General features: G+C 65.0%; 25 protein-coding genes. All 25 read right to left on the minus strand.

What is annotated here, in order from left to right; translation table 11 throughout:
- Positions 1-36 precede the first annotated feature (36 nt).
- Entirely contained in the window at positions 37-3093 is a 3057-nt protein-coding gene (locus L5014_RS23480) for an LPD7 domain-containing protein (RefSeq protein ID WP_238466152.1), read from the minus strand.
- Complete coding sequence (locus L5014_RS23485; protein ID WP_238466154.1) at positions 3083-3484, minus strand: plasmid mobilization protein; 402 nt, start codon at positions 3482-3484, stop codon at positions 3083-3085. Before L5014_RS23485 ends, L5014_RS23480 begins: the two co-directional genes overlap by 11 nt.
- 108 nt (positions 3485-3592) lie before the next feature.
- Entirely contained in the window at positions 3593-3919 is a 327-nt protein-coding gene (locus L5014_RS23490) for a TrbM/KikA/MpfK family conjugal transfer protein (protein ID WP_238466155.1), read from the minus strand.
- An 82-nt stretch (positions 3920-4001) separates the two neighbouring features.
- On the minus strand, positions 4002-4607 hold the full coding sequence (locus tag L5014_RS23495) for a hypothetical protein (protein ID WP_238466157.1): 606 nt from the start codon (positions 4605-4607) through the stop codon (positions 4002-4004).
- A 215-nt stretch (positions 4608-4822) separates the two neighbouring features.
- On the minus strand, positions 4823-5089 hold the full coding sequence (locus tag L5014_RS23500; protein WP_238466159.1) for a hypothetical protein: 267 nt from the start codon (positions 5087-5089) through the stop codon (positions 4823-4825).
- 68 nt (positions 5090-5157) lie between these two features.
- The gene (locus L5014_RS23505) at positions 5158-5649 is read right to left on the minus strand and encodes a hypothetical protein (protein ID WP_238466161.1); all 492 of its coding nucleotides are present in this window, start codon (positions 5647-5649) and stop codon (positions 5158-5160) included.
- The gene (gene stbB, locus L5014_RS23510; protein WP_238466162.1) at positions 5646-6380 is read right to left on the minus strand and encodes a StbB family protein; all 735 of its coding nucleotides are present in this window, start codon (positions 6378-6380) and stop codon (positions 5646-5648) included. Before stbB ends, L5014_RS23505 begins: the two co-directional genes overlap by 4 nt.
- A 33-nt stretch (positions 6381-6413) precedes the next feature.
- A complete protein-coding gene (locus L5014_RS23515) occupies positions 6414-9059 on the minus strand; it encodes a DUF5710 domain-containing protein (RefSeq protein WP_238466164.1) in 2646 nt (881 codons plus the stop codon).
- Positions 9052-11385: a type IV secretory system conjugative DNA transfer family protein gene (locus L5014_RS23520; protein ID WP_238466166.1), complete on the minus strand. Its 2334-nt coding sequence runs from the start codon at positions 11383-11385 to the stop codon at positions 9052-9054. The genes L5014_RS23515 and L5014_RS23520 overlap by 8 nt, the downstream gene beginning before the upstream one ends.
- Positions 11382-12149, minus strand: a complete 768-nt coding sequence (locus L5014_RS23525) for a FadR/GntR family transcriptional regulator (RefSeq protein WP_238466167.1) — start codon at positions 12147-12149, stop codon at positions 11382-11384. Before L5014_RS23525 ends, L5014_RS23520 begins: the two co-directional genes overlap by 4 nt.
- Positions 12146-13297, minus strand: a complete 1152-nt coding sequence (locus L5014_RS23530; RefSeq protein WP_238466169.1) for an ATPase, T2SS/T4P/T4SS family — start codon at positions 13295-13297, stop codon at positions 12146-12148. The genes L5014_RS23525 and L5014_RS23530 overlap by 4 nt, the downstream gene beginning before the upstream one ends.
- Before the next feature lie 22 nt (positions 13298-13319).
- The gene (virB10, locus tag L5014_RS23535; RefSeq protein ID WP_238466171.1) at positions 13320-14543 is read right to left on the minus strand and encodes a type IV secretion system protein VirB10; all 1224 of its coding nucleotides are present in this window, start codon (positions 14541-14543) and stop codon (positions 13320-13322) included.
- A complete protein-coding gene (locus L5014_RS23540) occupies positions 14536-15384 on the minus strand; it encodes a TrbG/VirB9 family P-type conjugative transfer protein (protein ID WP_238466173.1) in 849 nt (282 codons plus the stop codon). Before L5014_RS23540 ends, virB10 begins: the two co-directional genes overlap by 8 nt.
- On the minus strand, positions 15381-16289 hold the full coding sequence (locus L5014_RS23545; RefSeq protein ID WP_238466174.1) for a VirB8 family type IV secretion system protein: 909 nt from the start codon (positions 16287-16289) through the stop codon (positions 15381-15383). The genes L5014_RS23540 and L5014_RS23545 overlap by 4 nt, the downstream gene beginning before the upstream one ends.
- The gene (locus tag L5014_RS38660) at positions 16286-16411 is read right to left on the minus strand and encodes a hypothetical protein (RefSeq protein WP_274389479.1); all 126 of its coding nucleotides are present in this window, start codon (positions 16409-16411) and stop codon (positions 16286-16288) included. Before L5014_RS38660 ends, L5014_RS23545 begins: the two co-directional genes overlap by 4 nt.
- Before the next feature lie 62 nt (positions 16412-16473).
- A complete protein-coding gene (locus L5014_RS23550) occupies positions 16474-16899 on the minus strand; it encodes a hypothetical protein (protein ID WP_238466176.1) in 426 nt (141 codons plus the stop codon).
- A complete protein-coding gene (locus L5014_RS23555) occupies positions 16856-17794 on the minus strand; it encodes a TrbL/VirB6 family protein (RefSeq protein ID WP_133197118.1) in 939 nt (312 codons plus the stop codon). The genes L5014_RS23550 and L5014_RS23555 overlap by 44 nt, the downstream gene beginning before the upstream one ends.
- 14 nt (positions 17795-17808) lie before the next feature.
- Positions 17809-18462 carry a TrbJ/VirB5 family protein gene (locus tag L5014_RS23560; RefSeq protein ID WP_238466178.1) on the minus strand — a complete coding sequence of 218 codons (654 nt, stop codon included), beginning with the start codon at positions 18460-18462 and terminating at the stop codon, positions 17809-17811.
- Positions 18459-18953, minus strand: coding sequence for a hypothetical protein (locus L5014_RS23565; protein ID WP_238466179.1), 495 nt, complete (start codon positions 18951-18953; stop codon positions 18459-18461). The genes L5014_RS23560 and L5014_RS23565 overlap by 4 nt, the downstream gene beginning before the upstream one ends.
- 285 nt (positions 18954-19238) lie before the next feature.
- Entirely contained in the window at positions 19239-20258 is a 1020-nt protein-coding gene (locus tag L5014_RS23570; RefSeq protein WP_238466180.1) for an IS110 family RNA-guided transposase, read from the minus strand.
- A gap of 123 nt (positions 20259-20381) precedes the next feature.
- Positions 20382-22778 carry a VirB4 family type IV secretion/conjugal transfer ATPase gene (locus L5014_RS23575; protein WP_238466182.1) on the minus strand — a complete coding sequence of 799 codons (2397 nt, stop codon included), beginning with the start codon at positions 22776-22778 and terminating at the stop codon, positions 20382-20384.
- Positions 22769-22981, minus strand: a complete 213-nt coding sequence (locus tag L5014_RS23580) for a hypothetical protein (RefSeq protein ID WP_238466183.1) — start codon at positions 22979-22981, stop codon at positions 22769-22771. The genes L5014_RS23575 and L5014_RS23580 overlap by 10 nt, the downstream gene beginning before the upstream one ends.
- Complete coding sequence (locus L5014_RS23585) at positions 22974-23402, minus strand: VirB3 family type IV secretion system protein (RefSeq protein ID WP_238466185.1); 429 nt, start codon at positions 23400-23402, stop codon at positions 22974-22976. Before L5014_RS23585 ends, L5014_RS23580 begins: the two co-directional genes overlap by 8 nt.
- Before the next feature lie 5 nt (positions 23403-23407).
- Positions 23408-23755, minus strand: a complete 348-nt coding sequence (locus L5014_RS23590; protein WP_028220687.1) for a hypothetical protein — start codon at positions 23753-23755, stop codon at positions 23408-23410.
- A gap of 12 nt (positions 23756-23767) precedes the next feature.
- Entirely contained in the window at positions 23768-24427 is a 660-nt protein-coding gene (locus L5014_RS23595; RefSeq protein WP_238466186.1) for a lytic transglycosylase domain-containing protein, read from the minus strand.
- Between the last annotated feature and the right edge of the window lie 26 nt (positions 24428-24453).

The raw sequence follows: 24453 nt of genomic DNA on the forward strand, positions 1-24453 counted from the left end.
CGCAGGCGGCGGAAACAGGCTGTGGCCGATCGTGCATCAATGGTTCGGCTTGCCGTCGTCGGAGAGTTTCGGCCAGTCCTGTGCCGGGCGACCGGGTTGCGGCTGTGGCCGTGGATCGGCGGACGGGCTGGCACCGGGCGTGCCGAGCACGTCCTGCACCTGCTGGTTGACGCGCGCGTGGCGATACTGATCCATCGCCCGGTTCAGGCGCTCGTCGCTGAACTGCACGCGCAGCCCGGCATCCACCACCACCCTCGCGACCGCCAACTGGTGCGCGTCGTCGCCGGTCAGTTCGAGCGTGCGGCCGAACTTGGCCTGCGCGAGGCGAAGCCCGGTCTCGATGGCGGCCCGGTCAACCTGCAGCACCTGCACGCTCGTGCCGCGATCGCGAACGACGTCGCGGCCATCGTGGCGGTAGGTGACGTGGCCACGCTCGTTGACCGACCACGACAGGCCGGGCGAGCGGAAAATGATCGCGTTGTACTCGTCGTGCCCATGCGGGCGCGGCGTGTTCGGCCGGATCACGTTGAACGCGCCGTCGCCGGCGTCGTCCTCGAGCGCAACGGCCAGCCGCTCCGGTCCCGCGGTGCGGCGCAGCTCCTCGAGCGCCCGGTCATCCCCCTGTTCGGCCCGCGTGCGCAGCCAGCCGGAAAAGCTCGGGCCGCCCGCGGATCCGAATCCGGCCTTGAGTGCCGCCCGCTCGCGCGCGATGGACTCGCGCAGCGCGTCCTCACGGCCAAGGCGATCGGCACGGGCGAGCGACGTCGCCGCACGCCGCCCGGCCGGCTTCAGACCCACGTCCTGCCTGATCGCCGCCCGTCTCGTTTCGAACGCGGCGCGGATCTCACCGCGGCGCTGCTGTTCGCTCGCGCGCTGTGCAAGCCACGCGTCGATGCGGGCCACGACATGCGCTTCGCGCGCGACCGAATACTCACGCCAGAGTGCGGCGCGCGGCAGCTCGCGCGGGGCCGGGACCGGCTCTCCGGCCTGCTGTCGCTGCCAGACCTCGCGCAGCAGCGGAGCCGCTTCCCGCCACGACAGATTCAGTTCCTTCGTGAGGAAGTCCGACACGTTGAGGTTGCGCGAGCCTGCGCGGATGCGATCGGCGCCATCGCGGCCGGTGACAACCTGGTATTTCGCTGGCCTCACCCCGTGCGTGTGGGACATCTCGGCCAGCAGACGGCGGGCGTCGAGACCCTGGCGGACCTCTTTAAATTCGGCATACTGATTAACTGACTCGTCGCGCTGTCGAATCTCGCGCGCCAGTTGCGACAGCACGTTGTCGGACACTCGTCCGGTGTGGCGCGGCGTAGCAAACGCGGCGTCGCCAGCGCGCGAGCGGCGCGACCGGTACGGTGGCGGGTCGTCTGTGAGCCCGGGCGGTGGCAGGTTGAATGGCCGGCCAGCCTCGAAATCGAACGGCACATCGATCGCGTCAAGCCGGTCCGCAAACGGATCGTGTCGCAGACCGGCAAACCAGCCAGGCGGCGACATACCGGCCGGTGCGTCTGTCGCCGGCGAGCGCATCGGCGGCAGCCTGTTGAATGGATCGATGAGTGGATCGCCGAACGCGTAGTGCGCTTCAAGCGCACGGTGGTACGCATCCAGGTGGCCGGGAGGCGGTGCAAATGCAGGGGCAATTGCGGGGCCGCCTATTCGTTGCGCTGCAGGCTCTCCATGGCGATCTGCAGTCCATCGCAGGCGATCCGCGGATACGGCGCCGTCTGGCTCCAGCTGGTGAAGCGCATCACCCGGCAATAGCACTGCAGATCGATGTCCGACGCCGTCCAAAGGGCGGCCGGACAGGTCTCGCAAAGCGTCGAAGGGTTCGGGTGACGGGTACGCCCCACCTGCGACAAGGTCAAACTCGGCATCGAGCCCGCCGTATCCATCGTCGACGTGTCCCGCGGCGTCGAGGTCGGTTTCGCGCGCGCCGGGTCCGTCGACGGCATAGGACGGCTGGGCGCCGAATTCAAATGCGCGTCCGGATCGTTGAAGATGTCCGTCGAGGCCTGGGAGGGAGTCGTCTGCTCGGTCATGATATGCCTTCAGATGTTGCGCGTAAAAACCGCGTTCAAGATCCGCGAGCATCCGCTCGCGGTCGTGGGGAGAGGATTCCTGGTAGCGCTGGTACTGACGGCTGCCGCTGTTGAGATACTTCACCTCGCGCGCGCGCCTCGCGTACCACTCGTTGAGTACGGCGGTGATGTGCCCCGGCGTGCGTCGCGGCGCAACACCCGCTTCGTAACGGTCGACGGCATCGGCCGAGAGCGCCTGCAGCTTTTCGGCGGTCGGCAGTGCGATGAATTCAGGCGTGAACACGTATTCCTTGAGGTTCACGCCCTTGCCGGCGCCGGCGGGCTTCACGTTCGGATAGGCATTGTCGCGGCCGGCGTTGCGCATGCGTACGGCGCCTTTCTCCTGCAGAAGCGCCATGAAGTCGGCGTGGTTCTCGATCTGGCGATCGAGCACCGCGTCGAGGATCTGTTCCTTGAGCTCGCGGCTGCTCGCGCGGAACAGGTCACCGCGGTAGCGGCTGATCATTTCCGACGCATCGGTGAGCAGCGTGCGCCGGTTGTCCTTCGGGCTCGCAAGCCCGTATTGCGCGTTCACGTGCTCCTGGAATGCGTCGATGAAGCTCAGGTTTGAACGCACGTAACCGAGCGGTTCAAGGTGCTTTTCGGCCAGCAGGTTCCAGCGCGGAATGACGATATGGATATGCGGCTTGCGCTCGACCAGTTCACCGCTCGACTGGTCCACATAGCTCTTGATGCGGGGCAGGTGAGCTTCCGCATAGAAGCTGTATTCGTCCGGGCGGCATGCGTGCAGCGCGAACGCTTCGAAGTCGCGCACGATCTGGAACAGCGTCTGGCGATCGACGTGATCCTCCTTGAAGGAGAGCGTGATCGACAGGTAACGCTCGACACCTGGCGAGGCATTGATCGACTGGATCACCGCGTTGGTCAGGTCGAGATCGCCGGCGAGCACCACGCGCTCGTCGAGGTCGTCGCGATCGATGTCGCGGTCGACCTTGCGGCCTTCCTCCAGATACTGCTTCACGCCGTCGTGGCGGCCGGACACCCTAATCAACACGATGGAGATGCGCCTTCAGCAGTTGGGTGATCAACTCCAGCTCGTCGACCAGCGCGACGAAGGTGGATTCGGACAGCCTGCCGGACACGCGCGCGCTGTTCGCCACGTGCGCCAGCTGGTTGAGGTTGTTGCCGGTCCTGTTGATCACGTACATGATCCGCTGCCGCTCGACCGTCGCCGGCGGCCGCGCGACGATCTGCGTGCGGTTCGTGAGGATGCAGTCGCGCAGGAACTCCGACGGGCTCATGCCCGAACGCTCGACCTTCTCATTGAAGATCCGCCACTGCTCGTCCGTCAGGCGCGTGCTGACCGGCTTGCCGAGTGCCGGGTGCGCTTTCCTGCGACCGCGGCGTTTCGGTCCGGTCACGACATGGAGATCGTCAGCGCTCATGGCAGTTGCCGTCCGTGGCTGTCATTGGCGTGGAGTCGATGCCGGCTGCGATCTGCTGCAGCCGGCGCGGGCGGGTTTCAACGTGTCAGCGGATCAGCAGGACACCGGTCAGGGTCCGTTCTGGACAGCGCCATATTTCGAGTTGACCGGCCCCTTCACGTCGCTGCCGACCGACTGGCACTGGTTCAGGAAATCGCCGCGCGCACTGGACGTGCCGCTCAGGTCGAAATGCCCGTTGTGAAATTTCACGATGGAAAAGTACGAGGCCTCGTATTCTGCGCACGTCTTGCCACCATTGCCGCCCAAGATCAGACCGGCCAGACAGAGCACCGCGCCACACGCATCCTGGTTATCCCCGGCGCGTGCCGTCGGCGTGGCGAGTGCACAGGCCAGTGCCGCGCTGCTCAGCGCGGCCGCAATCGATCGTCGTTTCATGGCATGACTCCTGGTTACCTTACGGTCAGTGAATGGGTGTCCCATCGCGGTGCGCCTCGAGACGATGCCCATCCCAGTCTCCCTATCGATGCTCACGGGAATCGTCCGGGACGTTCCCGATGAAGCGCCGGTACGCCGCGATCCAGTCGTGCGCGATCATTGACTGCGCGTCAGCGAGCGGCAGCCTCCCGCGGCAGACCATTTGGTTGAATTCGTTTTCGAGCCGGTCTTTGGCATACGATCCCCATCCACCCATCACGTGATGGGGCTCCGGCCACAGATTGCGCGGATCGGTCGGTGAGCCACCCAGCTCCAGACTCACGAGGTGGTCCTCCTCGTAATCGCGCAGACGGCGATCGTCATAGCCGTAGGCCGCGATCTGCTCGCGCTTGAGCCTTTCGGTATATTGCGCATCGGGCCGGATCGTTCGCGTGTACGCTTTCACGCAGATCGTCGAGTGAATATTGGCCTGCGTCACATCGGGGTTAAGCGCGCCCGGCGTCTTGCGCGGGTCCGGCCCGGCCTGGGCCCGCGGAAACACAATGCCCCAGGCCCCGTCCGCGTTTTCCACGCCGCCTGCGTTGTATGCGGCACCGTGCAGGCCCCCGCTCCAGTCGCCCGCCTGCGCCTGGGCACAGGCACACAGCAATCCGGCCACGAGCATGAGGGTGGAACGGTTTTTCATCATCGGTGTTCTCCAATTGATTCGCTCTCCTTCCGGCCCATCAGCCAGGGTTCACCATGCCGCGACGCAGCTGCCCGACGCGGGCGGCGCGGCGGGCTTTCGCGCGGGCGCGCCACCAGCCCGGCATGTCCGGCTGGCATTCACTGTCCCGGCCGTCCGCCAGGCACGAGAGCGTCTGCGTGCCGGTCGCGGCCACCCCGAGGTACCGGCGCACGCGATCACCGAATGCTTCGCTCGCGACGCTGCGCGTGCCGGATATGCCGCGACCGGTAAAGAACATGGCGACGAACGACAGAACGAGCACAACGACGAGGCCGGACGAGCGAGGCGCGATAGTCACGCTCGCTGCGCAGCAGCACCAGCGTGCTGGTCAAGGACGCCGCACCGCCGATCGGCGCGGCATACAGCGCCTTGCCCGTGCCGTGCGTCAGCGCGGCAAAACACAGCATTGCAATCTCCTTCCAGCGCTCCTGCCTGCGTTTCATGATGTCGTTCTCCATCAACCCTGAAAGATTCCGGTCGCCTGCGACCGGCCGTCCAGTTCGATGCTTTGCTAGATCAGCGTGTGTGCCAGACGCGCGACGATCCAGATGAGCGCGGCGCCGACGCAGAATGCAATGCCCATGCGCGCGGCGATCGGGCCGGTTGCAGGTACCACGGGCTTCGTGTTGACCACGCGATCACGTGATTCAACGGCGACCCGCAGCCGCGCAAGTTCGTCCGCCACGTCCGCGGTCGCGGCGCGACGTGCCTGGTCGGCCGCCTTCGCAGCAATCTCGCCAATGAAGGCCTGACGCGACTGCGTGAGCAGCTTCGTCAGCTGCGCGTTCTCCTCGCGCAGCGCCTGCACCGTCGTGGTCAGTTTCTGGTCGGTGGACTCCATCAGCGCGACAACATGGTGCTGCGCGTCCACCACCTTCATCTGCTCGATCAGGATCTCCGCGAGCACGGCCAGCTCGTTGGACGCCGGCATCGTGGCGATCAGCTGGCCCAGGCGCTCCGACGCCTTGCCCGCGTGATCCGGTTGCGGCGTCGGCTCGTTCATGCATCGACTCCCGCCATCAGCGCGTTGAACGCCTGATCAAGCAGCGGCTCGATGGACAGCGCCTTGCGTTTGAGGCCGACCAGCCGCACTAGACGGTCCTTCTCCGAGGCGGTCGGGGCGTCGATCAGCTGCGCCTTGTAGTCCACCCCGTCTGTCGCGATATCGTGGATCGTGCGACCCGCCGCCGCTGCGAGCGTGAAGACGTCATTCTTCGGCACGAGCGCATCGTGGTTCAGCCAGAAGGAAGCGTCGTGCTCGTGCAGCTCAAACAACTGTCCGAAGAGCCGGCGCAGCGTCACCTCGCGAGCTTCGCTCTTCACCAGCTCGACCTTGTTCAGCAGCACGCGGATTCGTTTGGGATCCACTCCGAGATCCGCGAGCAGGTTGATCGTCTTCATCGTGTCCTTCATCTGCTTGCTCTCCGGTTCGACCGGCACGATGAAGCACGTGTAATCCTCCTGCGCCCCTTCGGACGAGTCGAGGCGATTGAGATATTCCTCGACGTTCGACGCACCGATATCGACCAGCAGCGCCCGGCCGAGCATCAGCTCACCGTGCAGTTCGTCAAAGCGGGCGGCAATCATCACCTCGACCCTGGGGCCCGCCGAGTCATCGGTATTGATCGACTCGACCTGGCGCACCGACATATGCGGCATCCGTGGCGCGAGCAGTTCGCGGGTCACGGTGGTCTTGCCGACGTTGCCGGAGCAGTTCACAATGGCAATATTCATTTCGGAATCCTCATAAACTGGAGTGGGCGACGCTTACATTGCGATCGTCGCCGGGTCACCCGTCTGCTGCTGATCAGGCTTCGGGCTGTTTGACGGTCCCGGCGCCGGCGCGGCCTTCGGCGCCGTCCAGGCTGCGTGCAGTTCGGCCGCGCGCCGGTCGATCTCGGCAGCGCCGGCGTCACGGCTCAACTCGCCCCGGGCAATACGCGCCTCGATCTCGGTGCCCGCCTGGATGCGCGCGTCGAACCGGCGAATCACCTCCGCCCGCATGCGCGCGGGCGCCCGCTCGAGCGACTTTTCGAGAACCTCGCGCAACTGCGCGACGGTCTTCGGTGCTTCGCCTGGCGCCGCCGCTGCGGTCGCCGCTACCGGCGCGGTGCTGGCCGTCGCCTGCGGTTTCGCGTTCGCCTGCGCGGGCGCCGGATTCGCGCTCGCCGGGCGGGCCCTCGTCGCCGGACCAGGAGCCGGCGACGCCCCGGCCCGGATCGTCAGCGCCGCGCGTTCACGCCTGGCCGCCTCGAGCAGGGCCTCGTCGCTTTCGGCCGGTTTGAAGCCCTTCACGTCCACACCCGCGAGGGACGCTTCGATCCACGCATTGCGGCGGAACGTTTCGCTGCCGCGCACGACGATCGTGTCCCAGTTCTTGGCCTTCGCCACCGCGACCATGTCGGCAATCGTTGCGCGATCGTTCTGCCGGGAGTTCAGGTGTGCACCGACGTCCTCGAAGTGCGGCTGCGTGACCGGTATCGCATCCGGCTGCGTATCTGATTGCCGCGCCGGTTTCGCCTCCATGGCGTCGAGCTTCCAGAACCGGCCGTCCTTCACCATGTAGCGCGACGCAACGTGGGCTGGCACGTCGTAGCCGTCTTTCGTCACCACCGGCTTGCGGGAGGCCGGATCGGCGCCGATCTGGTTGTCGCGGGTGTCGGTGCTACGCGCCTGGCCTGCCCTGGGCGCAGCTGCCGGTGCGCCGGCGCCGCCGCCCTCCGGCACTGGCGCGGGCTTGCCCTGCTCGCGCAGCAGCTTCCCGGCGGCTGCACGTTCGCCTTCCCGCACCGTGCGCACACGCTCCAGATCCTGCACCGACACGGTGTCAAACTCCGGCCGCTGCGGGTCGTTCGCCGGACTCCTGGCGTCGGGTTCATTCTGCGCAGGCGTCTGCGCGCGCTGGATCTGTGTGTCGAGCACGCCGGACACCGCCGCAGCCTCCATCGCCGTATCGTTGGCGGCCTGCCCCGGCCGGGCGACGGGCTCATTCGCGACCGCGGCAGTGACGGCCGATGACGCGACGCCCGGGTTGCCCGGTACCGCGCTTTCCGTCAGACCGCGCCGGCGCATCGCATCATCAATCGCCGCATCGTCAATCACCGTATCGCCGACGTCGGCAAACGTCACCGTGTCGCCCCCGGCCTTGACCGTCGGCGCCTCCTGCGGCACGGACGGGACGTCAATCTGCCGGTCAAGCGCTTCGCGAACGTGCGACACGAACGCAGTCCGTGCAGGCGGGGACAGGAACGCAAGCTCCTGACCGAGTGCTGCCGCAACTTCAGGCGCGCTCCTGCCTTTGCCGAACTCATCCCGGATACGCCCGGTCAGCCCGCGGAAGTCGGCAAGGTCCTTTGCCACCATCGACCAGTCGGTGCTGTCTGCCTGGTCACGACCGGCAGCAAATACCGCCTCCCCAGGCGCGAACACTTCGGCGATGTCCGCGAAGGTGGCGAAGCCGTCGTCGCGCTCCGGCTCATGATGGCGATGCGGGTGTTGCGGCCCGATACCGGCCACGTCCACCGGAAGCTCGTCCTCCGGCGGCCCGGAATCCGTCACGTCGCGCGCGGGCGTGCGCCCGTCGACTTCCATCGGGCTCAGCCCCGCCTCATCACGGACCCTGTTCAGCGCCTCGGCCGCGCGCGCCGGCAGCGCCTGCGCCGCAAACCCGGTGCCGGTGCGGATCTGCTCACCGATCGCGCGCTCACCGTCGACCGTGTTACCCGACCTGCGCCACGCGTCGCGATGGATCGTTTCGAGCCGTTGTTCGAGGGCCAGTATCCGGGTGACCTCGGCCCCATGCAGCGTGACCGCCGTCGTGATGGACTGGACCATTTCACGATAGCGGCGGCCAAGCGCTGCATCGTCGAGCTTCGAACGTACCGGTTGCTGGCCAGCCCGCGCGCCCGGTTCCGGCGACCGGGACTCGCCTTGCGCATACAGATGCTGCCGGTCGGCGAAATACCGGTGCCGCGCCTGCAGGCCAGCCTTGCGCACCCCGTCGATCATGTCGAACGCCGACGCGCCCTGCGCACGCAGGCGGTCCCGGGCTTCCAGCCCCGCCTTTTCCGCGGCGGCCTGCACGGAGTCCCGCACGAACGCGCGGGACTCTTCGAGCGGTTGCCCCATCAGTTCGCTCAGCCGCACAGCTTCGCGCTCGATGTCGGCCTCACTCCCGAACCAGGCCCGCGGCTGGTCCCGCGCCGCGTCAGGCGTGCCTGGCGCACCCTGTGCTGCCTGCAGCCCGTCCGCCGTCATCCAGCGTGCAAACGGCGCAACGTCGGCGCCCCCCGGCACGTACCACTTCTTCGAGCGCCGGTCGAATTTCGCGCCCAGCCCGCGTGCCGCCTCTTTCTCCCTGAACGGCACGTCCAGATACGTCCGCCGGCCTTTCGGCCTGTTCCGGTCAGCCATGTGATACCTCCTTTACCTCGTTGTCCGCCGGCGCCACAGACGCGGACGCCGGCCCAATCTGCCCCTGGTCAGCGTCGTCCGCTTCTGCCACGCTGAAATCGATACGGATGCCGGCGAGCATTTCGCGCACGTCGTCGCGCATCACGACGCCGAGTTCGCCCAGATCGGCCTCGAAGCCGGCGAGCGCCATGCCCGTAGCAAGCGGTCCGGGTGTGCGCTGGTCGAGCGCGAGAAGTTCGGCCGCGGTCAGCGGCTTCGCACCGGCCTGCCGTGCAAGACGGATTTCGCCCGCGGCCTTCGCAGACAGCGCCGCGTGGTACGTTTCCGGGTTGTGCGTCGGGATGCCGGTCGCACGCAGCTCGCCGGCCTGCCAGGCGGCCTTGATTTCCTCTTCGGTAGGCAGCCGTTTGTCGATCGCGGCGAGCCTCGGACTGACCGAGCGCATGCGGTCGATAAAGAGGTCATCCTCGTAATAGGTCGCCTTCTCGCACAGGATCGGCCGCTGGAAGCCGAGCACGATTTCCTCGTGCTGCTCCATGCGCTTGAGCTCCTGGTCGAGCATCAGCGCGCGACCCTGATCCGACGTGCTCGTGCCCGTCGACGTGTTGCGGCCGTGATTGCGGCTCTTCGAGGTCGCCTTCTCGGTAAAGGTGCCCAGCGTCTCGGACAGCTCCTTTGCGTCGGCCTGATTGCCCGGCGCGTACGCGACCAGTACCGCGTGATTGGTAATCAGCGTGCGCGCCCCGGCCGGGCCGTACAGCTCGTTCGGCTCCAGCTGCGCCTTCGACTGCAGGATCGTGAGCAGCCGAATCCAGTAGCCCGCGACGAACGCATTGCCCTTGTCGAGCACTTCGATGCGACCGAGCGCCGTAATTTCGTCCCCGACAGCAAGGCACTGATATCTAATCGCCGGATCTTCACCGGGCAGCACGTCGAGGTTGTCCTCGATCAGCTGCGTGTAGAAGAGATTGCCGAGCAGGCTGGCGACAGCGAGCTCCCGCACCGGCAGCACGATATAGATCGACATCAGTTCCCGGCGCACACGGTCCAGCTCGAAGTCGCATGCGCTCGTCGCCTGGTCGACGATCGGGTTGCTGAAGAGGCGCAGCCCCGCATTGAACGTCGCGACGATGTTCAGCATCGTCTCGTCAGGCGAGGCCAGCACGCGCGAGAGCGCACCGAGGCAGTCCCCCGACAGCGGCACGCCCTTCTGCGGCTCGTGCTGCATCAACTCCGACAGGTGCTCACGCACCTTTTTGTCGGGCGTGGTCGCGAGGCGCAGCACCTGGCCGAACGTGCAGTCGCCAGTCATCTCCATCAGATACAGCGCAAGCCCCATGAACAGGTCGGCAGCCTGTTCGTAGAAGAACTTGTTACGCCCGTCGGTGGTGTGATACAGGCGCGCGGCGATCGCCTGCAGGCGACCCACGCGCACGAACGCCGGACTCTTCGCAATCTTGAACAGGGGATTCCAGCGGTGCGTCAACCCCTTCTGGTCGAACGGGGCCCAGCGGACCACCTGCTGGCCGCAGGCCTGCCGGTAACGCGATGTCAGGTCGAAGTTCTCGCCCTTCACGTCGAGACACGCAACCGAGTCCGGAAAGGTGAGCAGATTCGGGATCACGATGGCCACGCCCTTGCGTGAGCGCGTGCGCGCGGCCACCATCACGAACTCCGTTCCACGAAAGGTCAGATACCTGCCCTTGTACCTGCCGACGATGATCGAGGGATCGCGGTCATCGTCCCGGCAGCTCCCCCCGCGGTTTCCCCTGTGGCGCCTGCGGCCGTTCGCCTCGTCGAGCAGGCCGTAGCGTCGAATCTCGTAGCCGTAGGCGAAGCGTGCATCGCCGTGCAGCTCGCGCTTCGGTTTCGTGACCAGCGCCGCGACGATCGCCGCAACCGGCAGCAGCGGCACGATCACCGATACCACGGTGGCCATCTGCAGCGAACGTTTCACCGCCTTCACGTCGCCGTATGCGTGCCAGTAGTCCCGCAGCGTCCAGAGGCCGATCGCGGAGTCCGGCAGCTTTTCCAGCTTCACGAACGCCAGCGCGCCTGCGAACTGACCCGCGACCGCGAGACCGGCCACGACCACGAGCGCAAGCAGGGCAGCAGCGATAATACTGTCAGCGAGCGTCGCGGTTTTCAGCAGCACTGCGCTCGCGCATACGCCCCACAGCAGGCACGCGACGACGACGAGGCCGGCCACTGCGGCGATCTCTACCGGATCGGTGATCGCGTCGAGATGAAGCAGGCGGGCGGCACCGGACACCACTGCGCCGGACAGCACGCCCAGCACGCCGGCTATGAGAAGACGGGCCTTCATGCTGACACCCCCATATATCCCCGGTGGCCGTGCGAACCGCCATCGCGCGGCAGATCCCAGCCGTTCAGGCGTTCAACGCCTTCGTGGGCGGCGACCGGATTGCCGTTACGGATGGCCGCCTCGAGGAGTGCGAGCGCCTGGCGCTCACCGTCGGCCATCTCCGGCGCGCCAGGATCCGGATCCACCGTCTCCCCCAGCGGCGGCACAAGGCACGTCAGCTGCTGCAAGAACTGGTTGGGGCTCGCGGCGAGGATCGCCACGTGCAGTTCGCGACGTGCGGCGGCGTAGCCGGCCAGAGACGTCGATGCCAGCCGCGCAGTGCTGGCCACCATGATCCGCGCGCGTTGCCGCGGGCTCGTATGTCGCGCCACGTCAGCTGCAGCGACCGGCTCAAGCACGCGCAGAATCTCGGCGAGGTCCACCACGAAGGACGGATCCGTTGCGCGGGCGAGGCGCCAGGCCACAACATGCCGGTCGACGATCTGCCACTGCCGCTCATCGAGCACGCGTGAACCCACCCGCGTACGCACATCGACCACGCCGCGCGCGACGAGCTGGTTGACCGCCTCGCGCAGCAGGGTCCGGCTCACGCCCAGTTCCTGGGCGAGTATTCCCTGCGGTGGCAGCGCGCCGTTCGCATCGCACATGGCCGGAATCTGCCGCGCCAAGCGATCCGCCGCGGCGTGCCTCTGCCGCTCCAGGGCTTCGAGGCCGGCGTGTGCGTCGCCGTTCATGATGACGGGATCGTTTGCGAGCGTTTTCATGCATCTCCCCGCAGCAGCTTCATTTTCGTGACCGGATCGAACCAGATTTCCGTCAGGTCCCGGTTCTCCATGAACAGCACGACGTCGACCGTCGTACGGATCTCGCGCATCAGGTAGTCGAACGGCAGGGTCTGTCCGACCGGACTTTGCTTGACCAGCGTGGCGATGCGCGCCAGCGCCGCGATCGAGTCGTTCGCGTGCACCGTCGTCAAGCCGCCCTGGTGGCCGGTGTTGAGCAGGGTCAGGTAATCCCAGGTTTCATCACCGCGCAGCTCGGCCAGCAACACGCGATCGAACTTCATGCGCAGCGTCGCCTTTACAATGCGCCGCGCGGAAATCGCCTCGCTGTAGAACAGATGCACGTGGTTTCGATGCAGCGGCAACGGCAGCTCATGGGTATCCTCGATCGTCGCCAGGCGTGCCTCGTGCGGAATGATCGGGATCAGGTCGGCCAGCGCCTTCATCAGCGTGGTCTTGCCGGAGCCCGTGCCACCGACGAGCACGATGTTCAGCCGGTTCAGCACGGCCAGCGTCAGAAACCGCACCACGTCGCGCTGCGCAAGCGCGTCGAGCATGTCCTGCTGGAACTGCGCGAGTCCATACGCATTCAGCGCGCGGGCCGGATCGAAAACCGCGGTGGCCCGGCCAACATCGATGCCCCCCGAGCCAGCCCGTGCCGTCGCCGCCTCGATGTCCCCCTCCGTCAGTGCCCCACCGCCGTTCAGTCCACCCCGGACCACATCACGGAACCGGTCAAACCGTCCTGCGTCCGCCCATTCCTGCACCGAATAGCGCGTCGAGCTCGGCACACGGATCGTCATCGACACCGTGCCCGGCTCGCACGCGGGCGGAATCACAATCTGGCCGCGCTCGCCCTCGGGCAGGCGCACCGGCTTTTCCGGCTCGGCCGCCGACAGTGCCGGCTTCGCCTTGTTGTAGATCGCCAGTGCCGGCGCGAACTGCATCAGCATTTCCAGCGACGCGTTCGGCAGCTCATAACGTTGCCAGCCGTCGCGCGTTTCGGTCCAGCCTTCATACGGCCGGTTGATCGCCAGCTCCGTCACGCCGGGCGCAGCCAGCAATCCGGCGATGCCCAGTGTCCCGAGATGACTGCGTACGGTGACACTGTCGTCGTATCGCATGTTCATAAGCACTCCGCAGGAAGTTGGATCAGGGCGTCGCCAGCTCGTAGACGCCGGAAAAGTCGACGTCGCGCGCGACGAAAATCGTCGTCAGCGACCCGTATTTCGAATATGCGGTCGGCGGCACGTTGATGGTGTTGCGAAGCGCTTCGGCCGCTACCTCGCCACCTGCATTCGTCGTGTTGTTGAACTGGATGCCGTTGCTGCCGCTGCCCGAGTTCGCTGCAATGGTCGACAGCGCCTGACCGGCGTCGCTGATCAGGCTGACCATCATGGCGCCGCCAAACCGCGTCCAGAAGTGGTTGTCGACGTAGGCCGGCAGGCCACTGCCGCCGAGCACGTCGGCCGCCGGCGAATCGAGTTGCACCATCACACCGTCAGGCGTCGTCAGACGCGTCCAGATCACGAAGATCCGAGCCTGCCCCTGCATCAGCGCCTGGCGCTGCTCGCCCACCACTTCAGATCCCCGCTCGATTAGCAGCACCTTGCCGTTCGCGGAATAAACGTCCTTCGCCACATGGCAGGTGGTCATGCCCGGGTAGTCGGTGATGATCTCAGCGCCCTGCACACACGGAATTGTGGTGCCCGCGATCAGCAGGAAGTCGCGCGACGGCATCAGTTCGGCCTTGACCGTCGCCAGCTTCGATGGCTGCAGCTTGCTGTCCAGGCCATCCTTCGCAAATTCAGGACGCTGGCTGGTCAACCCGGCGAGACCTGGCAAGCCACCCGCGCCCGCGGCACCCGGCGTCTTCTGGTCATTGTTGAGGTTAAGCAGCACGTCCCCGTCAAGCTTGCGCTGCGCGGCCGTCTCGACCGCACTGGCTGCAGTCGCCGCGGCGGCACCGCTTCCGCCCGCTGCCGTCGCCTGCGTCGCGCTCGCCGCATCCGCATGGGCCGGTGTGGCAAGCGCGGAACTCGCAGCAGCCGCCTCCGAGGCCATCGCCGCTTCCAGCGCACGCTGCTTTTCGATCTTCGCCTGGTCACGCGCAAAGTCGTGCCGGTCATCCGAGGGCTTTTCCTTTTGCGCTTCGACCCTGGCGGCCTCGGACGCGGCGTGCTGCTGCGCCGACCAGCGCTTGATCGCGACACCCACCGCAATCGCGCCGAACAGCATGGCCAGCACGATCCCGAGGACAATCGGCAGCATGCGGAACGGGCTTTTGCGCTTCGTGCGGCCAACACCCGGCACGCCGCGCTCGCCGATGCCGGCCGGCTCGACCGGCGACGGGTTCAGGTTGATTTCGTCACTCACTGCCCGCCTCCTTCTGTTTCACGAGCCGCACCGCGCCCGAAATCGTCGTGCCTGTCGGGTTCAGCTGCCCGTCGGGCCGGTATGCGTTGTTGCGGATGCCGAGCACGGCATCGCCCACTCGCAGGTTGAAGCCCGGCGCCGTGTCGTGCACGACGAGCACGGGGCCGCGCACGTCGTCGGGATTCACGAGCGCTTCCTTGCCGTCCGAGAACACGCGGTAGATCTGCGGCAGGTCGCGGCTCGTCCTGAACTCGAAGTAGGTAAAGCGGCCGTCATCCCACAGCGCGGTCGGCGCGAGTGTCGTATCGCCGTGCATGTCGTAGTCGAAGTTGCCCGTGCCCGGCGCGCTGACGGTCTGCGCAAGCAGTGCCCGCGCTTCGGCCGAGCGCACGGCGGCGGCCGCCGACTCCTTCGCACGCGTGTCCGGGTAATCGAAGGTCAGCGACCACACCGCCTGCTCGCGCCTGGTGACCGGGACCAGCTTCAGCACGTAGCGCCGGCGGTTCGTGAGGAGGATCAGGTTGGTAGCGGCCTGCGCGGCTTTCGGCTTGAAGAAGAAGCCGTTGCCAGCCGGCCCCGCGGACCAGGCCTTGCCGTCGCCCATGCCACCGCCGTCGATTTTTTCGCCTTTCTCGAAAATGAGGACCGTCGCCTCGCCCGGCCGGTAGGCGATCCGGTACGTCTCGGTTGGGTCGTACACCGCGCACGCCACATGAGGGTCGCTCCCGCACGGGCCCGGTATCACTTCAGCCGCAGCAGGTCGTGCCAGGGTGGCCAACACGGCCGCGATCGTCAACACACCCGCCTGCGCGCGCAACGTGTTCTGGAACCGGGCTTTCATTGGCTCGCCCCTCCCTGCACATCCGACGGTGCCGACGGTGCCGACGGCGCCGACTGGGACGACGTGGCCGCCGACGGCATCGGCGCCACGCCGTCCGTCGTGCTGCTGCGGGTCCAGTCACGATCGACCGAGTAGCTGGTGACACGAAATCCGGTCGGATTGCGCACCTGTTCATCGCTTCTGGTCGGCAGATCGCCCATCTCATACGTGATCGTCGCGACCCAGTACTCGGTCCTGGGCGGCGTCGGTGTCGAACTCCCCTGCGTCGACAGCGAAACGATCTTCTTCGAGAAGAACACCTGCGCGGTTGAGCCGACAAACGTAATCGCACCGGGTTGTGCCACCACGCGGTATTTGTCGGTCAGCACGTTTTGCGGTGCGTTTTTGCGGCTGTACAGCGCCGCGTACCCCGTCTGCTCGCGCGGGGAGTTCATCAGCGATACGGTGTCGTAGTCGTCCTGGATCGTGTACCAGTCATACCGCTCGCGCAGTTCGACGTACCTGCGCAGTGCTGCGCGCAACTCGAGTTCACCGAAGGTCACGGTCCCGCTGTGCGCGACGTCGATCACCTGCACGTCGCCGGTCGCGGTGTTGTCCTTGATGATCACTGGCGGCGACGGTCTCTTTAGTTGTACTAACGCTGCTGAGCCAAGAATAGAAGCCAGTGCAACAAGCATGGCGCCACCCGCGACACGCCAGGCGATCTTCGTCATGTTCTCCTGCAGCTGCTGCCGGGACCTCTCGAAGGAGAGCGCTTCCCTGAAAAATGTACGCGCCATCTCGCGCGGGTCAGCGTCGGCGAGCTTCGCCGCGAGGTCCTGCAGCGCAGCCGCGGAATTGGCGTCGGTCGCAGTCGCGGCTGGCTCAGCCTGCGCTTTGGCCGTCTTCCCCGGAATCCATTTCATTGCGCGCTCCCCTGAGTCGCATGGTTCACGGGCATCCACGGCCCCTCAGGTTGCGTCGGCTTTGGCGCCGACGAGCAGGCCGCAAGCAGCGCGGCGCTGCAAAGCACGACGATGAATTTCATTTCAATCTCCGGTTGAGTTGTACCGCCCGCCGTCGCCGGCTGCTCCGGCGGGCCGTCGCTCTTTACTTCGCGCGCACGAACTCTGACCCAGGCGTAACGAGATGGCCGGTCGATTTGTCGATCGTCATTGCATATTGAATCGCGGCACTGACAATCATCTTTCCGTCCACAACGGTGGCTGGCTGTTGACGCGTTATCGTTCCGACCTTGCTGCCGTCGTCGTTGTATTGATCCTCCTGGTGCGACACATAGAAATCGTTCCCGCTACCGTTTTTACTAATGACGATTTCGTTGTAGTCCTGCCCATTAACACGCGTCCATTTCCCAAGGTATTGGTCGCCGTCACTCTTGCCGCAGCCGAACTGCGTCAGAGCCACCACAACCGTGATTGCCGCCGTCACGAACCGGATTAACCTCATCGATTCCTCCTGGTAGTAGTCAAAATCACGCGCGACCAAGCGAGTTGCCCGACGCACCCGATGATCCACCGCCGGCTCCGCCCGAGAACTTCATCGCCCTCATGACCATGCTGGCCGCATTGCCGATCTTACCGACCATCGAAGAGATGCCCACGCCACCTGCCAGTTGCGAGGCGAGAGACGGCATGCTCAACGAGACCACGATGAACACCAGCCCCGCACCGATGATCTTTCCTTCAATCGCATAGGTCAGCATTACGTTATGCACGTCGAATGCCTTGGGCAGCACGGAAGTCATGAAACTCACCTCGATTGCACCAACCGCGCCGAACAGCGCGACGAGCAGGCCATAGTTCAGGCACTGCCCGACCCAGTTCTGAAAAAACTGGCGCGTTGCCGGAAACAGCGCAGCAACGACGAAGGCCGGACCGAGCGCGAGCAGCAACCCCAGTGCGAACTTCGCGAGGATGATGTAGGCGGCCGCAATCGCAAGGAACGGCACGCCGACCAGGAGGATGCAGATTGCGAGCACCGAGACCTCGATATAGAGGCCAATGTCGCTCCATGTCAGCCCCGCGTACATTGTCTTTATCGCAGATATATAGAGGTTCAACAGCGTATCCAGCCCGTTGCTCAGACTGTTGCCCCCCATCAATGCCGTACTCAGATCATCGCCAAGTCCGTTGAAGAACGGCACGACGTACTCGCTGTAGTAGCTGATGTTCATCCCGAGTGTGAGCACAGCAGCCCACCCCGCCGTCTTCAGCAAAAAGTCGGATATCGGGCTGTCGTTGTGGCCACGCCAGTACGACAGCAGGACGAGCAGGACGTAGAGGCTGAAGCACGCGGCGACCAGCGGACTGATCAGCGAGATCATCCGGGCCGAGCCGGTGTTGATCGTGTTCAGCACGTTCTGGTCGAACGAGTTGAACATATCGGTGAAGATCGTCAGTTGCGTGGCCATGTTCGCGCTCCGCGTTATTGATCGGCGTTGTCGTCGTTCAGGCGACTCTGCATGTCGTTATGCGCCGCCTGCTGTGCGAGCTCCTTCTCCGCGTCCTGAAGCCGCCCAGCGAGATCCAGCTGCATCTTTTCCGCGTTAATCGACGAAATCTCCGCCGACCACCGGTTCTGCAGATCGGCCTTTGCGGCCGGGTCCTGCGTCAGGTTCGACTGCTGCATCAGCTGCTGGATGTTGGTCAGCCGGTCGATCGACGCCTGATAGGAGCGCATCGCCATCGCCTTGTTGGCAGCCAGCGTATCGTTCAGGCGCTGCTGGCCGGGCGTGTACGCGGTCATCCCCTCCTGGCTCTCGATGGTGCTGGCGAGGCCACTGATGCCGTTCAACTGCCCGCTCTTCACTTCGTCATAAACCGACTGCCATTGATCCGGCAGGAAGTTGCGCAGCGACGCGTCATTGAGAATGTTCCCCAGGCCGCGATTGCCGATCGTCGATGCGTACTGGTTCGAGATCAGGCTGTATTGCTGTTCCAGCTGCTTGACGGTCAGGATCGCCTGCCCGACCGCCTGCAGGTCGAGCACCGGAACGCCCTGCGCGTGCGCGGTCTGCGTGGAGCAGAAAGCCGCGAACACCGCAGCGCCGGTCAGTTTCCGAATGGTTTTCATCGTCATGCTCCGTGGCTGGAGTGATGTTGCTGGCGAACCATCGCCAGTACGTCGAGGTCGTGCGGCACGATTGGGCGGTGCTGATGGTGAATCGCATCGAGATACGCCAGTGCCCCCGGGAAATCCGTGTTCTGCTCCTCCAGATCGGCAGGTGTAAGGTCGATGGGTCGATAGGGGTTAATCGGACGGGAACGAGACAGGGCCATTCGATCCACCGTGGCGGTCGCGAACAGGCCTATCGCCACGCCCTCAACCACCAGAGTGCCGAAATCAACATGGCTTCCGTGCCATGTACCGATGCGGGAGATGTGGAGCCTGTACATGCATGCAGCACCCACAAGGGCCGCAATGGCAAACAGCAGGACTCCGAACCTGATGCGTCGCACACGGTTCTTCCTGTCCCACATCCGGTCGTGCTCATCCGCCCACTGCCTGAGCTGCTCGCGTGTGGCGGGCCCGATAGCCGACGCGAGATGCAGTTCGTCGATCGTCGTCATTCAACCTATATGAACGCGTCCCGTTTGCAACAGTTGTCTTGTGTTTTGATAGACAGGATGGGCTGCAGCTCTATATCCGGCCTTCTTGCAGCCGGTGTTGCCGCTGCTGGCCCCTATGAAATCCGCTGACTCGCGCCTCATTCTCCTCGCGAGCTCGGAGCTCTCGGTTGAATTCAGGTTTAGCAAGTCCCAGGTCCTACCTGCTCGTCATCACACTCGATAGCTGCGCAACCTTTCGACGTTCACCCTGTGTTAAACGTTGATCTTCTACCGCGAATGATCCGCCTAAGCCGGCTTCACGCTCACGTAGCCCTTCTGGTACGGCCGGTCATGGGCGAGCACGGCCCAGATCGTCCGCGCGATCTTGTTGGCCAATGCGACGATCACCACATTCTTCGGCCGCCGTTTCTTCATCTGCTCGACCCATTCACCGGGTTCCTTTGCGTTCTCAATCACGCTACGCGCACCGTGGATCAGCAGTGTGCGGAGATACGTGTCGCCGCGCTTCGATATGCCGTGCAGGTTTACCTTGCCACCCGAGCCTGTCTGCTTCGGTACGATCCCGACCCACGCGGCGAACTCCCGCCCAGAACTGAACGCTTTCGGATCACCCATCATTGCAACTGCCGCCGTTGCCGTCAGTAGGCCGACGCCGGGAATCTCGCCAATGGCTTTCACCGACATGTCTTCCTTCTTCCACTCGCGCATGCGGCGCTCGATCTGCGCTACCTGCTCGTCCAGCTTTGCCAGTCCGTTCCACTGCTCGCGAAGCGTATCAATGACCACCGCGGGCAGGCGCTCAGAGATCCGTTCAAGTACCAACGGTATCTCCTTGTCCAGCTTGGCCCGGCCCTTGCTCATCACCTCGCCGTACTCCATCAGCAGTCCTCGCAGATTATTGATCTGCATCGTTCGGAACTTGATCAATTGCTGCCTCATACGGTGTAGCCCCAGCATCGCTTGCTGCATCTCGGTTTTTATCGCGACCGCCTTGCTTGGCTGCTGCACTGCCAGCCAGATCGCCTTGGCATCCGCCGCATCGTTCTTGTTACGTATGTTGAACGCCTTCACGAACTCTGCCGGCATCAGCTTCACCTCGTGACCCATCTTCATCAGTTGCCGGGCCCAGTGGTGCGCTCCACCGCACGCTTCCATCCCGATCACGCAGGGTGCCCGGTTCGCGAAGTGCTCGAGGAACTTTTCCCGCTTGATCGGCTTGTTCACAAGCTCACCCGTTTCCTGATCGACGTAATGCACCTGGAACACGTTTTTCGCGATGTCCACACCGACTGCTGTACGATTCACCACAGGATCCTCCCGTTCGCCTTGGAAAATTCCATATTTTCCACTTTGGGCACATCGATGCCGTTGGCCTGTGAGGATCCACCTTCCTTCGCTCACTCGGTCACGGGGTGGGACGCGTTCATATCAATTCTCCGCTGTGAGTTCCGTCTCGGGCGTGCGATTGCGCTTGCCCTTGCGGCGCGCCTGGAACAGCTGCATGCGCAGATCCGTATCGCCGTGGGCCTCGCGCGTGCACTCCTCCCAGATCGCCACGTTATCGAGACTGCTGGACAGCACCGCGATTTCGTCGTTCATGCCACCCAGATCCAGCGTTGCAAACGCCGACTGGTTGCTCTGCTTGATCAGGAAGGTGCGCGACTCCTTGGAGAGCCGCTTGAGCGTGTCGAACTCGCGATCGGTCAGGTTCAGGAGCTTGTAGCCGCCGCGCGTCGCATCCGGATTCGGCAGATAGATCTTGGTCGCCGTCAGGTCGCGGATCTCGGCGAATACCGGGCACTGGATCGCATCTTCCGGAGACTGCGAATCCAGGATCATGAATTCGTCGGCCTTGCGGCCCGTCTTCAGCGACTTGCGGATCAGCTCCTGCGTGGTCGGGTAGCTCGCCGGCAGCCAGAATTCGGCGATCACCGTCGCGAGCAGCCCGCCCTTCTTCTGCATCTGGTCCTTGAGGTACAGCAGGTGTGCGAGGACCGGCTCCGTGGCGGCATAGTCCTTCTTCAGGAAGTCCGTGACGTCGAAACCGATGCGGCGCACGTCAGCGATGTTCGTCAGCGTGCTCGGCACGTTGTCCAGCGCCCAGGCGAATCGACCGTTAGTTGCGCCGCACCACTGGCTCAGGCGCAGCCACAGGCTGTTTTCCTCGCCCGTGTCCGGAATCGACTCCAGCAGGCGACTGAAAGTCCTGTGCTCGATGTTCTCCAGCTTCATCACCGTGTCGACGGCATGCTTGATCTGCCGCTGGTCGTCGGCGCTGAGCTTGCCGTTCTCGTCGCGGCAGCATGCGCCCACCAGGTCATACAGGTGCGCGAGGTTGCGCTTCGTCTCGGGCAGGCCGAACGGCGCAAGACCCGTCGGCTCGCCTTCGCGCAGCGTGTAGTAGAGCGCGCCCATCTCCTCGAGGAAGATCCGCAGGCCCTGATCGAGGTCGAGCGCGAAGATCTTCGGGTCGAAACGCTCGAGGAACGCGAGCAGCATCGTTTCGAGCGTTGTCTTGCCCGTTCCCGTCGAACCGAGAATCAGCGTGTGGCCGGCCACCTTCTCGCCGACGCTGTCTTCATCCAGGCGTGAAGCGTGGCAGTTCAGGCTGAACAGGCTCTTCGCGACCGTCTGCACGGGCATGAGTGCCGAGCCATCACCGAGCGGATTGCCGCGCGCCTTGCCGGCCGAATAGGTGTGCATCGAGAACGACGACGCGAGACTGCGGGTCGACTTCGGCATCGGCCGTGGCTTCGTCCTGAATCCCGGCACCTGGCTCATGTACGTGAACGGCGCCGACGCCGTCGCCTTCACGAACTTGAAGCCGCAGTCGTTCAGCGCCCGGCTCGTCACGTACGCGCCGTTACTGATCGCCTTCTCCGGCGTGTCGCCATACACGATGAGCGCACCGTGATAGTCGCCGAAGGCAAGGTCGCGCCCGGCGATCAGCGCGACCGCCTGTTTCAGCTCGTCAATCTGGTGCTTCGCCTTGTCTTCGACCGAATTCAGGTTGTTGATCTGGTCTTCGATCGCCTTCATCGCCTCAGCGGTGCTCAGACAGCCGAAGCTCTGCGTGAGGGTGAATTCGACCGGCAGCGACAGCAGCGGATTCGTCTGCCCCCAGCCTGCCTTCGGAAAATCCTTCAGGTCGTAGCAGACCGCGAAGCGCGTCGAGCGGTCGGTGCGTATCTCGACCGTGTCATAGTGGAAATGCAGGTGCGACGTCGGGATCAGCTCGCGTCCCGTCGCCTGCGTGACCGGCACACGTTCATCGATGCCGTTCACCAGCTCGCCGATGAACTGGTATGGCTCGGAGAACAGGATGCCGTTGTGCCCGTACGTTTCCAGCAGCTGCGGATCATAGGACACGAGGGCCTTCGTCAGCCCTTCGCCTAGTTCCTCGAGCTCGCGCACCGTTTCGTCCAGGTCATCGCCCTGAAGGATCACGGTGATGTAGAAACTGTTCTCGAAGTGGTCGTGCTTGCGGAATCGCTGCAGGTACTTGTCGACGGCCTGCTGGATGAACGGGTTGTAGAAACGGTACTCGTCTCCGAACGACACGCGCCGCCGGCGGAACGTGGTCCACAGCGACAGGCGGTTGCCCTTCTCCAGCGTCATCGCGGCCAGTTGACGGTTCCAGCTGTCGTAGCGGGCCTCGATCTCGCCGCGGCTGACCGATTCGAACGGCACGCCGTTCACGCGCAGCACCATCATGGCGCCGCCGCTGTCGATGCTCGTCGCACTGACCGACACCGGGCGACCGAAGCGCGGCAGCTTGTCCTCTGCGGCCGCGACGAGCCGGTTCAGCTCGTTGCTCACGCGCATGGCTCGTCTCCCGCGCCCGGCGCATCGTCTGCCGGGTTGCCGCTGCCGCGCACAATCCGGAACTCCCGCTCCGTCAGGCGAAGCATGTCGTAAAAGACGTTGAAGGTGGTCTTGCCCGCGCCAGGGCGCACGTGAATTATCGTGTTACCCACCTTGGCCGGCCTTGCACCGTCGGCGGCCGGCATGCAATCGCGGTTACTCATCTTCGTCCTCCTGTGCGTGCGAGAGCAGGCTGTGACGCAGCGCCTCGAAGCGCTCCAGGTCCCGGCCGTGCGCAAACGCGCGGGTGTACACGGCCAGATCGCGCCCGTAGCGCATCGGCGCGAGCGTGCAGGTCTTGCCGAACACCGATACGCGCCGGCGGTCGAGCCAGCAGAGGAATTCAAGCCAGGTCAGGCGCAGCGCCTGATCATCGGTCTCGCAGACATGCCGGAAAAACAGGAAGACCGGCACGCCGGCCGAGCCGATCAGCAGGCCGCCGGGGCCCAGCACAAAGCCGCCGGTCATGCTGGCGATCAGCGATGCACAGCCGATGATCAGCGCCGGGAACATCGGCACGCCGCCGATCATCGCGATCCGGTTCAGGCCCGCGTAGGACGGGTAAAGCGTACGGTCGTCTTCCATGACGATCAGCCGAAGAGGCCGAATGCCCAGCCGGCCAGCACGAGTGCCGAACCCACACCGGCCACCTTCGCAATGCCGCCGCCAAAGTCATGGATCCAGTCCGCCTTGTTGGTCCAGCACTGGATCCCGGTCCACAGCAGATACGAACCGGCGCAGATACCGCAAAAGCTGTAGAACCACGTCGTGAAAGTGTTGGCGGCCTGCGTGCCCGCGGCCAGACCGCCACCCGCGCAGGCGGCGCGAGCGACCATCGACATCACCACGCCAGCCCCAATGCGGCGTGCATGCATGCTGCGCATGCGCAGCAAGGCCACGGCGCGGCCGGCCACGGTTTTGGGAAAGATCTTCTGCATCTGTATGCTCCGTTAAAAATCGCCCAGGGCGTCCCAGGCTGGGTGGTGATAGGCCTGCCGGGCATGGTCTGCCCCGGTGGCGGCACTGGATGAGTCATCGGCCCGGCGCACGCGAGCCGGGTGCGCTGCCGTGCGCGCAACCGGCGCCGCGCCATCCGGCACGACAGCGATCGGTGGGACGACCGTGGCGCTCGCACCGATATCGACCGCATTCGCAGCCACGCGCTGGACGTAACTCGTGCCCCCTTCGTCCGCCCTGAAGCCGCGCGTGAAATTGCCGCTGTAGTAGCAACTGAGCGCTGCACGCACGGCGTCCTGCGGCGCGCGGCCGCCGGCGGCTGCGCGGGTGTAGCAGCCGGAAAGGATGGCGCCGCCGGCGCGCAGGTTCGCACACGGGTCGAACACGGTTTCGCTGGTGAGGCCATAGACGCGCAGGTTCGCGCGGTTGACCTGTGCCAGGCCCATGCTGTAGTTCCAGCCAGCCGCCTCGAGCGCACGCGCGGTGGCGATGGCTTCGTCGCGGGTGCGCGGTTGCCGCACCAGTCGGCCGCCGACCACGCCGATTGCAAAGGGATTGAAGCCCGATTCTGTCTTGACCAGCGCCTGCAGGGTGGTGGGATAGACCGCAGGGGCGCACCGCTGCGCGAGCATCCCGAAGTCGACCGGCATCATGACAACCCCCATGCATGCGGGGACGC

This window comes from Paraburkholderia tagetis (genome assembly GCF_022213065.1).
In the GTDB taxonomy this organism is placed as follows: domain Bacteria; phylum Pseudomonadota; class Gammaproteobacteria; order Burkholderiales; family Burkholderiaceae; genus Paraburkholderia; species Paraburkholderia tagetis.